This is a genomic window from Mycolicibacterium austroafricanum (assembly GCF_902705885.1).
GTDB lineage: Bacteria > Actinomycetota > Actinomycetes > Mycobacteriales > Mycobacteriaceae > Mycobacterium > Mycobacterium vanbaalenii_A.
Genome location: NZ_CACSIP010000038.1, coordinates 16033 through 28766, shown reverse-complemented (window position 1 = coordinate 28766; position 12734 = coordinate 16033). Strand labels below are relative to the sequence as shown.

The 12734-nt window shown below is 68.0% G+C and carries 8 protein-coding genes; all 8 read right to left on the bottom strand.

Going from position 1 to position 12734, the window contains the following annotated elements; genetic code table 11:
- Positions 1–239: 239 nt before the first annotated feature.
- Complete coding sequence (locus BEMPMBAN_RS23315) at positions 240–2141, bottom strand: hypothetical protein (RefSeq protein ID WP_159233636.1); 1902 nt, start codon at positions 2139–2141, stop codon at positions 240–242.
- 67 nt (positions 2142–2208) lie between these two features.
- Positions 2209–4047 carry an alpha/beta hydrolase gene (locus BEMPMBAN_RS23310; RefSeq protein WP_200846094.1) on the bottom strand — a complete coding sequence of 613 codons (1839 nt, stop codon included), beginning with the start codon at positions 4045–4047 and terminating at the stop codon, positions 2209–2211.
- A 412-nt stretch (positions 4048–4459) separates the two neighbouring features.
- A complete protein-coding gene (locus tag BEMPMBAN_RS23305; protein ID WP_159233635.1) occupies positions 4460–5542 on the bottom strand; it encodes an ABC transporter ATP-binding protein in 1083 nt (360 codons plus the stop codon).
- 166 nt (positions 5543–5708) lie between these two features.
- Positions 5709–6095, bottom strand: a complete 387-nt coding sequence (rplL, locus tag BEMPMBAN_RS23300) for a 50S ribosomal protein L7/L12 (RefSeq protein WP_159233634.1) — start codon at positions 6093–6095, stop codon at positions 5709–5711.
- Between the two features lie 48 nt (positions 6096–6143).
- Positions 6144–6680, bottom strand: coding sequence for a 50S ribosomal protein L10 (gene rplJ / locus BEMPMBAN_RS23295; RefSeq protein ID WP_159233633.1), 537 nt, complete (start codon positions 6678–6680; stop codon positions 6144–6146).
- Between the two features lie 322 nt (positions 6681–7002).
- Entirely contained in the window at positions 7003–7917 is a 915-nt protein-coding gene (locus tag BEMPMBAN_RS23290) for an ROK family protein (RefSeq protein ID WP_159233632.1), read from the bottom strand.
- The gene (locus tag BEMPMBAN_RS23285; RefSeq protein ID WP_425295006.1) at positions 7917–8582 is read right to left on the bottom strand and encodes a DUF7158 domain-containing protein; all 666 of its coding nucleotides are present in this window, start codon (positions 8580–8582) and stop codon (positions 7917–7919) included. The genes BEMPMBAN_RS23290 and BEMPMBAN_RS23285 overlap by 1 nt, the downstream gene beginning before the upstream one ends.
- Positions 8531–12685, bottom strand: coding sequence for a glycoside hydrolase family 38 N-terminal domain-containing protein (locus tag BEMPMBAN_RS23280; protein WP_425295005.1), 4155 nt, complete (start codon positions 12683–12685; stop codon positions 8531–8533). Before BEMPMBAN_RS23280 ends, BEMPMBAN_RS23285 begins: the two co-directional genes overlap by 52 nt.
- Positions 12686–12734: the final 49 nt, after the last annotated feature.

Genomic DNA, 12734 nt, shown 5'->3' with positions numbered 1-12734 from the left:
GCCGCGATATCTGCGTCGGTTCGGCTGGCCGATCAGGACCGCAACTCTGACGCACGGCACGCAACTAGATCACTGAGCAAAGGGCTCAGGCGTAGTCCACGATGTCGTAGGCGGGTGAGGTGGGCAGGATGCAGCCAGCGCAACGTCCAACAGTACCGCAGGACGGCCTATTCCTCAAACGCCGCCGGCGTTCTGCACGCCCGAGACGGTGGGGCGCTGGCTGGCGTCCCTGGTCACTCTCATCCCTGCATGCATCGCTGGGCAATAGATTGGCCCGGTTTTGCCCCTTCGTCAAGAGATAACGCCGTGTTGGGTGCAGAAAGAGGGCCGTTTTCTGCCGAGGGCACGACGCAGGTCTCGAAGTTGATCCCGAACACGAGGTTCGAGAAGAACTGGAACACCCTGTCGATCAGGGTCAGCCGCTGGGGCGGACCGGGCATCACGTACGCGGTGGCGGTGCCCCGCGGTGTGTCGATCTCCAGTAGGTCACCGGCGGCACCGTAGTAGCGCGACCCCGGCGTCGGCGCCCCGGCGAACATGTCGTTGATCCAGGCCGCGCTGAGGACCTCGGCGGCCTTGACGTTCTCGACCCTCGACCAGCCGGTGACCAGGTTCAGGCCGGCCTGGACCAGCGGGTTGCCGCCCAGCATCGTGTCCGAGTGCAGGCCCCCGACCAGTCGCACGCCGGTGAACTCGCCGGGGCGCGCTTCCTCGAGCGCGATGCCCGAGGATCCGTTCATGTTCCAGAAGTAGGCCTTGCCGGCGAGGTTGTAGATCGGCACCTCGTCGGGCAGCTTGGTCAGGGCCTCGGGCACCACGTCGCCGAAGCCGACGCCGTCGAGCATCACCACGCCGGCCAGCCGGTCGATCGTGCCGTTATCGGCCATATATCCCCCGGCTCCTGCGGCCAGCCCGCCTCCGGCGGAGTGTCCGATGAGGACAACATCGTGCACCCCGTTCAGCAGCGCCGGGCTGTAGCCGGCCGCGTGCGCGCTGTCGGCGAGGGCGGTGTTGCCGTCGACGAACAGGTCCGCCACCGCGCGGTGCATCGGCGAGCCGCCGACCCAGCATCCGTCACAGGCCAGGAAGTTCGAGGTCAGGGTCGTCGTGACGACGATGCTGCCGGTGGCCTCGGCCAGCCGGGTGGCGGTGTAGCTGTAGAACGGCCCAGCGGCCAGGAACCCGTGCTGCAGATAGATCAGCCGGGTCGGGGCCGGACCTTCAGGGACATACCAGTTGGCCGGTACCTCGTAGCCGTCACCGCAGTCGATAGCCAACCGGGAGGTACGCACCGTGGTTGTGCTGCCCCAGGGGAGCAGCGGTGGGCCGCCGAACACCCTGACGGCGAACGAGTACAGGTTGAAGACGATCGTCCCGACGATGCTGAGCAGTGTCTGTCGCGGGGCGGCGGCTTGCGCCGAGGGCTCGTCGATCGTGGTGGTCACCATGGCGAGCCGGGTCTCTGCGGGGGTGGGTTTCGCCGTGGCGTCGTCCGCCGGGGACGCCTTCCTGAGTGCGACGGCCGTGTCGGCCGACCCGCCCGGCTGCTCGGTTTCCCCGGTGACGGGCTCTGCGACGTCGGCGACGGGCTCGTCGACTTCGGCCGTCGTCGTATCCGCTTCGTCGACCGCGGTGTCGTCGATCTCTGCACTCGAGTCCACGTCGACGACGTCAGGCTCCTGCGCGACATCGGCCGCGGTGTCTGGATCGACCTCGATGTCTGGGTCGGCCTCAGTGTCTGCATCGACCTCGATGTCTGGGGCGGCCTCAGTATCTGGATCGACCTCGATGTCTGGGTCGGCCTCAGTGTCTGGATCGACCTCGATGTCTGGGTCGGCCTCAGTATCTGGGTCGGCCTCAGTATCCGGGTCGGCCTCAGTATCCGGGTCGGCCTCAGTGTCGACATCGGCGTCGGTGTCGGCGTCATCCCGGCTGCGGTCCCGGGTCTTGGGAGGAGGCGTACCGGAGTCGTCCGGCTCGCTGCGTGCGCCGCCCGGATCCGAGGTGTCCGACGTCGACGACTCGCTGCCGGCGCCGGTCTCGCTGTCAGCCATTGCCACTCCGGCGCCGGACAGCATGGCTGCCAAGACACCGGCGGTGACCACGCCCGCACCCACCATCATCGACATCCGGTCGAACATCGTTGCCCCCGTCCAAATCTGGCAAACAGTATCGCGGTGGGGCGGCTCACGGCGTGAGTTTCGGCGATCAGGCCGCGAAAGTCTCCGAACGCCGCGCCGCAGTGCTGTCCGCCGCTGTCGACTCCCAGAACGGCAGGTAGCCGCAGTTCGGGGTGGTCGGGTTGAGCAGGCATGCGTACACCGTGTCGACGAAGCTGAGCTCGACGGGTTTGCCCGGCACTACCTGCGCTGATGTCGTCCACCAGCCGACGACGACGCTCAGTGTGGAGCCCGAGGAGCCGTACAGGCCGGTGGTGTGGGCACCGCGGAACATATCGTTGATCCAGCCGGAGGCGAGGATCTGGTTGGCCGTGATGTTCAGCGGGGACGAAAAGCCGGTGGCCATGTATGCAGCAAACTGAATGACCGGGTTGCTGCTCTGCATCGAGTCGGAGTGCTTGCCGCCGTCGACCACCACCCCGGTGAACATTCCCGGCCGTTCCTGCGCAAGTCGCATGTTGGCGTCCCCGAAAGTGTTCCAGCTGTACGGTTCGGCAGCCAGGTTGTAGACCGGAATCGAATGCGGGATCTTGGCCAGATCAGAGCTCATGTGGTCGAGGTGCCCGGCTCCGTCCAACATCACCACACCGGCCAGGTCGTCGGCGGTCCCGAACTCGGCCATATATCCGGCGGTGCCGGCGACCAGGCCGCCGCCTGCCGAATGACCCGCCAGCACCACCCTCGTGGGCAATGTCCCGGAAAACCCCGCGGCCTGCGCGCTGGCATTGAGTGCGGCCCGGTCGCCGCCGAACAGGTCGGCGATCGCGCGATGGGTCTCCGGCAGCATCAACGGGTAGTTCGCTGTGTCGAAGATGTTCCACGTCAGGGTCGGTGCGACGACGATGCTGTTCGTTTTGTCCGCCAGGTACGCCGCCGTCGCGTTGTAGAACGACGCGGTGGCGAGGAATCCGTGCTGGAAGTAGATCAACCCGGTCGGCGGCTCGTCGTTGTCGGGGAAGTACCAATCCGCGGAAACGTCGACGTCGTTGCCGATCGTCAACGACGACCTCTCGACGCGCACGTTGCTGCCGAAAGGGGCACGCGCCGGACCTGCGAGGAACTGCACGGCGCTGGTGTAGAAGTTGTAGACGAGCGAGCCCACGTTGTTCAGCAACGCCAGCAACTCCGACGGGGTGGAGTCCAGCCCGGGCACGCTCTGCGCGGCCGCCCGCATCACCGCGGCGCCGTCGTCGCTGGTGATGTCAGCCTCGATGCTCGAGACGAAATTGCTCGGCGCTTCGGCAGGGGCGGCAGGGTCGACGGCTGGTTCGGACTCTTTCTCATCGACCGGTGCGGCGGCGACGTCATCGGCAGGAGGTTCGGGATCGACGTCGGCGGTTTCGGGCTCGATGTCGGGTGCCCGGTGCTTCCCACCGGTGTCCGTCGGAACGTCTGGGCTACGCCCCGGCGTCTCCTGCTCGACGTCTGTGGATCCGGACCCAGCCTCGTCGTCAGTGACGTCGGTGACGTCGGTGTCGTCGGTGTCGTCGGTGTCGTCGGTGTCGTCGGTGTCGTCGGTGTCTAGGTCGTCGGCCTCGTCGGTGTCTAGGTCGTCGGTGTCGTCCGAGACCGAGTCGTCGCCTACGTCGATGCCGCGCTTGTCACGGTCGTCGCCGCCGGTCGAGGTGTCCGAGTCATCGGCAGAATCCTTCGCGGAGTCCGCGCGAGACGTCCGGTCGGGCTTCTTGTCAGCCCCGCCTGAGTCGCTGGAATCGTTCGAATCCTTGGATCCCGAGGACCGCGTGGTATCCGAACGTGATGCCGATCCGTCGTCTGCCGTAGCCACGCCGGCCCCTGCCAACATGGCTGCGGAAACACCCCCCGCCAGTACGCCTGCCCCCAGCCAGACCCGATAGCGGTCGACCATGCTCCTCCTGTTCGACAATCGCGGAGTGCTGGCGCGGAAACTCTCGACTAGGGAGTTTCAACACGAAAGCGCGATTCTGGCAAACTGTATAGGCGATCACAACAACTTAGCAATACCCCTTGCCGAAAAAATTGACGGCCGTAGAGAAACATGCGAGATCTGCGGTTTGTCCGGCACTCTCGAGTAGAGGTCGACAGTTTGTCCGCTACCCAGTGCGCGGTACAGACTTGTTTCTGTCGAATTTCCGCTGAATTAGCAACGGTAGGCGCCTCGTCACCGAAGATCGGCACACGCGAGCGCGCAAAGCTGCTGGTGCCGGTGGTGGCCGTAGCCAGCTCAGACAGGCAGTGCCCAAACATGAGCGCGCCCGCCCGGCATTGCCGGACGGGCGCTTACCCGGTGAGTGTGTCAGTCAGCGATCGCCAGCCACCGGGATGCGGCCGGTGGGGGCGTCGTCGTCGACGGCGCGGTGGTGGACGGCGGGCTCGCCCCCGAATTCGTGGGCGGCGTACTTGTGGGTGCCTTCGAGGTCGTCGCGGATGGCTTCCTGCGCGGCGGGCGGCAGCGTGTGCATGATCTCGCGGACCCGGGCCTGACGGCGACCGACCGCCTGGCGCTCCGGCATGCCCGGTGTCGCCTGGATCTGCGGCGGCACACCCTCGATCTCCTCGACACCACCGTCATGGTGTCCGGCATCGGCCATGGCCTGCTCTTCGGCCATCGTGCCTTCGTCCTTCTCCTCGGACATCCCGATCGGGCCGAGGCGCCGACCGTTGAGGAACTGCTTGACCACGGGCTCGTCGCTGGTCAGCAGCACCTCGCGGGGCCCGAACATCACCAGCTTCTTGCGGAACAGCATGCCCATGTTGTCGGGGACGGTGCGGGCGATGTTGATGTTGTGCGTCACGATCAGGATCGTGCAGTCGATCTGGGCGTTGATGTCGATCAGCAACTGCGACAGGTAGGCAGTACGGACCGGGTCCAGACCGGAGTCCGGCTCGTCGCAGAGGATGATCTGCGGATCCAGCACCAGGGAACGGGCCAGGCCCGCGCGCTTGCGCATACCGCCGGAGATCTCACCGGGGAACTTGGTCTCGTCACCGCCGAGGCCCACCAGGTCCAGCTTCTCCATCACGATCTGACGGATCTCGGATTCCTTCTTCTTGGTGTGCTCACGCAACGGGAACGCGGTGTTGTCGTAGAGGCTCATCGAGCCGAACAGTGCGCCGTCCTGGAACATCACGCCGAACAGCGTGCGGATCTCGTAGAGCTCCTTGGCCGAGCACTCGATGATGTTGGTGCCGTCGACGATGATCTTGCCGCGCTCCGGGCGCAGCAGGCCGATCAGCGACTTGAGGAACACCGACTTACCGGTACCGGACGGGCCGAGCAGAACGCTGACCTCACCCGCGGGGAGGTCAAACGTCACGTCCTCCCAGATTCGCTGGGGACCGAAGGACTTCGTCAATCCTTCAACCTGAATGCCAATGCCCACGCGAATTCCTCTCGCCAGTACCAGACGCCACGCCACATGTTCCCCGCCTGTGGCTTGAGTCACTGTAACCTACGGCCCCGCGCGACAACACTCGGTCGGTACAACCGCCCAAAACGACTGTAGGGCCGGTCTGTTTGCCAGACCAGCCCTACAGGTGACGTGACTACTACTTGACGGTGACCGAAGCGCCGGCAGCCTCGAGCTTGCCCTTGGCCTCGTCAGCGGCTTCCTTGGAGACCTTCTCGAGCAGCGGCTTGGGGGCGCCGTCGACCAGATCCTTGGCCTCCTTGAGGCCCAGACCGGAAACGATCTCGCGGACGACCTTGATGACGCCGATCTTCTTGTCACCGGCACCCTCGAGGATGACGTCGAACTCGGACTGCTCCTCGGCGGCCTCGGCGGGCGCGGCCGCAGCGGCGGGCCCGGCGACGGCGACCGGCGCGGCGGCGGTGACGTCGAAGGTTTCCTCGAACTTCTTGATGAACTCCGAGAGCTCCAGCAGCGTCAGTTCCTTGAACGCGTCGAGCAGGTCGTCAGTGGACAGCTTGGCCATGATGTGGTCCTTCCTGGGTTTTACTTCTTGGCTGGTGGTTGTGGTGAGTTACGCGGTGTCCGGGTCGTCGCTTCCGGCCTTCTTCTCCTGCAGCGCGGCTGCCAATCTGGCCACCTGCGACGCCGGAGCGTTGAACAGGCCGGCCGCCTTGGACAGATTCGCCTTCATCGCGCCGGCCATCTTGGCCAGCAGCACCTCGCGCGACTCGAGGTCCGCAATGCGGTTGACCTCGTCCACGGACAGCGCACGGCCGTCCATGTAGCCGCCCTTGATGACCAGCGACTTGTTCTCCTTGGCGAAGGTCTTGATCGCCTTGGCGGCGTCGACGGCCTCACCCTTGACGAACGCGATCGCGGTCGGTCCGACGAACATCTCGTCGAGACCCTCGATGCCCGCCTCTGCCGCGGCACGCTTGACCAGCGTGTTCTTGGCAACGCGGTAGCTGGCGGTGTCGCCGAGCGACCGCCGCAGCTCGGCCAGGTTGGTCACCGAGAGTCCTCGGTACTCGGTGACGACCGTCGCCGTCGACGAGTTGAACCGTTCGACGATGTCGGCAACCGCGGCGGCCTTGTCATCCTTGGCCATGCATGCCTCCTCGTTGGTGTGTGCAACCGCCGGGGGCAGGGCCGGAAAAGACGAACGCCCCGACGCAGACAGGTCGGGGCGCGCACAGGCTTACCTCGTCCTCCTACGTGGGCCGTTCGGATAATCCGAACCTTCAACCGATTTTTCGAGAACTTGCTCATCGGTGACCGACGGTCTTCGGTGGAACCGGGCCAGAGTACCGCGCCCCAACCCGATCAGCCAAAACGCGGACCACCCTGCCCCGCGAACGCGCGGGTCTGCACGCCACCGCGCCGCAATTGCCGGCAGTGCGCGCGCGCTCGCGGCCGGCGAGCGCGCGGGTCTAACGCACCCCGTCGCGCACCAATGCCGCCGCGCCGATCAGGCCGGCGTCCCCGCCGAGGGCGGCGGGCAGCACCCGCAGCCCACGGATGAAGTCCAGCCCCGCGTACGTACCCAGCGCTTCGGTGAGCGGGTCGAACAGCAGCGGGCCGGCCTTGGCCACGCCGCCCCCGACGACGACGAGGTCCAGGTCGCAGACGGCGGCCACCGACGCGATCGTCACCGCAAGGGCCCGGGCACCGCGACGGAACGCCTGGATGGCGACGGGTTCTCCGCCCGCGGCAGCCGCCGCCAGCGCTTTGGCATCGCCGTCGGCGGGCGCCTGCCAGCCGTGTGCCCGGGCCCACGACACCAGATGTGGGCCCGACGCAACCGTTTCCACGCAGCCGCGGCCGCCACACGTACACGGCGCACCGTCGGGTTCGACGACGACGTGCCCCACGTGACCGGCGTTGCCGGAGCGCCCGAGATAGGGTGCGCCGCCGAGCACCAGCCCACCTCCGATGCCGGTCGACACGACCATCCCGAGCATGAAGTCCGCGCCGCGTCCGGCCCCGCACCACGACTCCCCCAGAGCCATGCACAGCCCGTCACCGCCGAGGCGAACCGGCAGGCCGGTGAGCTCCGCGACACGCTCGACGATCGGGAACCGCCGCCACCCGGTGATGTTGATCGGGCTGACCGTCCCGCCCGGGGTGTCGACCGGCCCTGCCGAGCCGACGCCGACGGCCGTCACCGATCCGTCGGCCTCGGCCCGCATCTCGACGAGCAGCGACTCGGCGACCGACCAGATCACCTCGGCCCCGCCGTTGGGCGTGGGTCGCTGCCTGCTGCGCACCAGGGTGCCGTCGGCGTCGACCAGACCCGCGGCGATCTTGGTGCCGCCCACGTCGAGTGCCAGGATTCGGTCGGTCATCAGTGCTGGTGGGTGTTGTCGGGCTGGCGGGGGTCGCCAGGGTGTTCATAGCCCTGCGCGAGCACCGCGACGTCGGCACATCGCGCGTCCAACCACCGGCGGTACTCCCGGCGCCGGGCTGCCGCCACCAGGTGGGCGGCGATGACGGGCCGGACATCGTCGAAATCGGCGGCGACGGGCCGGCTCCGCCATCCGCTTCGCGGCGCCGCGTCCCCCGCGAAGCGGACGGGATTGCGGCGGTGGTAGTCCCGCACGTCAGCCTCGTCGACCCGGACGGCGGCGGTGACGCAGGCGAAAACCGCGCATCCCAGAGGCCCGGAGAGCGTGGCCGCGGCCACACTGCCGATCTCCAGTCGGGCCACCTCGTCGGGGAGCAGGTCGCGTTCGGTCGGCACCGGCCCACTCGATGCACCGAGCGCTCTGGCTTCGGCCGCAACGACCTGTTCGGCGACGAGGACCTGGGTGATCCACCGACGCAACTGCCGCGCTTCGCCCGTCCCCGACCTCGGAAGCGCGTGCGCCGCCCCGCCGGCGCGCAGCGCGCGTTCTCTGGCGTCCACGTCGGCGACGGTCACGACCTCGGCTCCCACCGTGGCCGCGACGGCGGCGCCGTTCACCGCACCACCACCGGGACTGCAGGTGTGTAGACGAGCTCCCCCGCGCATGCGACCCGGATCAACGCCCACCACCGGCCCGGCTCCGTCCACGCCGGGGGCGCGACGTCGAACACCAGCTCGACCGTGCCCCGCGCCGGCAGCACGCCTCCGGTGATGTTGGGATTGAGCCAATCCCAGGTTCCCCAGGGTGATATCAGGTGCGCTTCCACTGCGAGATCGGCGTACGCATCGGTGCCGACGGTGACCGACAGTTCAGCGGTGTCGCCCGCTGCGACGTCGACACCGCGGGGTTCGGAGACCAGGCGCAGCACCCGGTCGTCGTGGCGTCCCACCGACAACACGCAGACGTCCTCGACCGTCTGGTGCCACGACGCGGGGATGGCTGCCCCGGTCGCGGCCAGCTCGGCGCGCACCGGGTACAGGCCGGGCGCCGCACCGTCCGGCACGCTCACTTCGACCGTCGACTCCAGATACTCACCGGGTGGCAGGACGAAGGGCAGCTCGGCGATCCCGGCCTGCCAGCCCGGCGGGGGAACCAGGCGCACTCTTCCGTGCAGCGCGGTGTCGGTCGCGTCGCTGGCCGCGGTGAGCCTGAGCGTGACCCGGTCGGATTCGATGTCGAGCCGGTGCGGATGCAGATGCGCGACCGCCGGCAGCCCGCCGAGGGGCGCGGGCCCCCGGTTGTGCAACCAGTATCGGGCGTAGAGCGGCTGGGCCGGCTCGGCGTCGGGCGCCAGGTTCACCTGATCGGCGCTCAGGACCCGCGGCAGATTGAGTTGTGTTCGCAGCGTGGCGATCTCGTAGCCGTGCAGCCTGACTTCATCGGACTGGCCCTCACGGGGCTGCTCGATCAGATCGAGGCGTCGCGGGGACGCGATGCTGCGCAGCCCCGACTGCACGGTGACCTCGACGCTGCGGCCCATCGTCTCGACGAGGCGAACCACGATGCCCTCTGCCGGGTCGGCGTGGCGGGCACTGCCACCGGCTGTCGGGTTGCCCAGAGGCTTGAGCGCACCGATGCTCACGGCGCGTGCCGGCTCCACCTCGAGTAGCGACCCCCACGCCGGCAGGCCGCCGAAGGTCGGGTCGTGATGGGCGACGGCGGCCTGCAGCGGCTGACCGAATTCGGCGCTGCGCGAAGGCATGTCGATGTCGCGCCAATCACCGGCGCCGGATACGACGGCATAGTCGAAAGTGTGCGTCCAGTGCTGCTGCTGGAAGGTGGATCCGTCGGGCGTGGTGCGTCGCGGCGGGTCGATCCAGGTGCCCGACGGCCACCCCGTGCAGGACCGCAGCAGCGACGCGTGCAGGGTTCCGTCGGTGTCGACGGCGAAGCCGGGCACCCCGCGATTGAGCACCGCGACGGTGTGCGATTCGAACCCCACACCACCCCGCACGTCCTGGTCGACGACGATCTCGGCGTCGTCGAGGTCGTCGACCAGCGCCGCCACCGCCGCGACGGCATCCCCGCACGCCCCGACCACGAGGACGGGGAGCGCGTCGGGCGCTCTCAGGTCGGCGCCGGGCACCCAGACGTCACGAAGCGGCTTGACAGCTGGCATCCAGGCCGGTGAAGGTCCGGTAGAGGCACCGAGAACCGTTGCGGTGAAGGCATTGTCGTCGGGAGCACCGATTGCGATCCGCACGTCGGGCAGGTTCGAGTCGACGGCGAGGTCGCCGTACCGGGGCGACTCGGCGGCGGTGCACGTGGCGGTGACTCCAGCCCGGGCCAGCGCTGTCATCAGGCGGCGGATCGCAGCGTCGGTCGCCGCGTCGGTATGTGTCGGGGTGACCACCTCGGCGACCGAGACGGCACGCACGTCGCCACCCCGGAAACGCACCCGAACCGCAGACGACAGACCGAACCAGCCGTACGCCGGGTTGTCCAGCGTGTAGGGGAAGACCGCGGTGTCCACCGATTCGGTGGATCCCGGTGCGTGCAGCAGCCCGAAACCACGCCCGATCACGGCGTTCCCGACCTCACTGACCGGCATCGCCCCCGGAACGGGGCACGGCCATCGCAACCGCAGCAGACGATCCGCGCCGCTGAAGTCGTCGATCGTGGTGCGGCAGTCGAGTCGATCGACGCCATGCCACAGGGTCAGGGTCTGCGTGTAGCGCAACAGCCCGGGTATCTCGCCGGTGACGATCAGCCTCTCCCCCAGCCGGCTTCGAAAGCCTTGCACCGAAAGTGCCTTCGCCTGGGTCGATGTGGTGACCGGCCCCCTGGGCAGCAGGTGCCAGGGCCCTTCGCCGGCGGTGGGGTGTGCGGGGTATTCGTCGTAGACGGCGAGTTCGTTGCCGAGTCGGCCGTCGGCGATCAGTTCACGGCCTCCGGCGACCAGCGAGCTCACCGCTCCGCCGCGGGCCCCGTCGACCCGAAGATAGTAGTGATCGTTGGCGATCTCGTGGCCTTCCAGCGGCTCCCATTCGTGGGCGGGTCGGCCGGCCACCAATTTGTAGGAACGCCAGCCCAGCGACGGGACATCGTGGGCCAACCAGGTGAGCGAATGCCCGCCGTGCTCGGCCAGCACTGGAACCTCGTTGCCGCCATCGTCGACGACATGACCGTCGAAGGGCTCGTCCAGACGGAGGGTGATGATATCGGTGCGACTGTGCGCCAACGGATTCCACACCACGACCGAACCGTCGACGGCGGTGGACAGTAACGCCAGCGCCCGGTCCCTCGCGTCACTTCCCAGCTGCCACGCATCGCGCCACCCGGTGAGCAGGTCGAGGTAGACCTGGTCGGATTCCGAGCCGGTGATGGCGTCGTGGTGCGCACCGTAGGCCAATTGCACCCAGGCTTTGGCCAGGGCGGCCTCGGGATAGGTGGCGCCGCTCAGCAATCCGGCGAACACCGCGAAGCGCTCGGCCTGCAGCACGGCGTTCTCGGCGGCGCGGTTGGCCTGCTTGGTGTCGATGTAGGACACGTCTTTGCCGGTGTAGATCGGATTCATGTCGCGGGTCTGCGGCGACGGTGTCTTCCCGCGCGCCGCGAGCTCGTCGCGAACCGCACTGAAGAACTCGCGCGGCAGCGCGCACACGAAACGCGGCCAGGTGTAGCGGGAGTTCCAGTCGCGGTGGATATCGGTGACCCATTTGTTGGGTGGGGTGTAGTCGGTGCCGACGGGCAGCAGCACGTTGCGGGTCAGCGCGACCTTCTTCATCTTGGTGAACAGGTCGTAGGTGGCGGCTTCGGCCTCCTGCAGCGACGCCGCCGAGTCCATCCACCACCCCGCGGCGTAGTGCGCCGGCATGTAATGGGTGAGCAGACCGCGCCCCGACGGCGCCATCCATTCGAATTCGCTGGCGAACTGCATGCGCTCGGGGTCGCCGTCACGTCCGTTCTCGGATGCCATCGGCCCCCACTGGTGATGTGGTCCGCGGGCCCACGAACTCGACGTCAGACCCGCGTCGGCAGCCATGCCCGGGAACTGCGGGTCGTGTCCGAACACGTCCAGCTGCCACGCCGTCGCCGGGTCGGCACCCATCACGTCACGCTGAAAACCGATGCCGTGCACAAAATTCCGGATGGCGGTCTCGGGACTGGTGAGGTTCGTGTTGGGCTCGTTGTAGGTTCCGCCCATGATCTCGACGCGGCCCTCGGCGATCAGACGGCGCAGGTCCGCGCGCTCCTCGGGATGGGTGTCCCAGAACGGTTTGAGGTAGTCGACCTCGGCGAGCACGAACTTGTACTCCGGTTCCCGCCGCGCCATCTCGAGGTGGGCACGGACCAGTTCGAACCCGTTGGTCTGCCGGCTACGGCCCGGCGGATCCTCGGTCCACACACTGGTGTAGGCCGCCTGGGTGTTCCACCACACCGGGTCGTAGTGGAAGTGGCTGACCATGAACATCGTCCACCCGGGCTCGGCGGTGGTGAAGTGGAAGTCGACGGCACCGTCGCCGGCGACGGCGCGCGCCGGCCGCCGCTGCCCGACCACCGGATCGGTGACGTGGACCGCGACCTCGACCGGCGCGCCGTCCGGTTCAGCGACGGCGTCGCCGACGGTCTGCAACCCCGGTCCTTCGACACGCACCGGCGTCGGAGCCGAGCCGCCGCGGTGGGTCACCCGAACAAGCTGCAACGGTTGGTCAGGGGCCCCGGTGAACAACTCCGTCGACTCCGCCGCGAGCACCTCGATGAGCATTCCCCGATCTCGAGTCCGCGCGTGCGCGGGTTTGCGCACGCGAACCTCT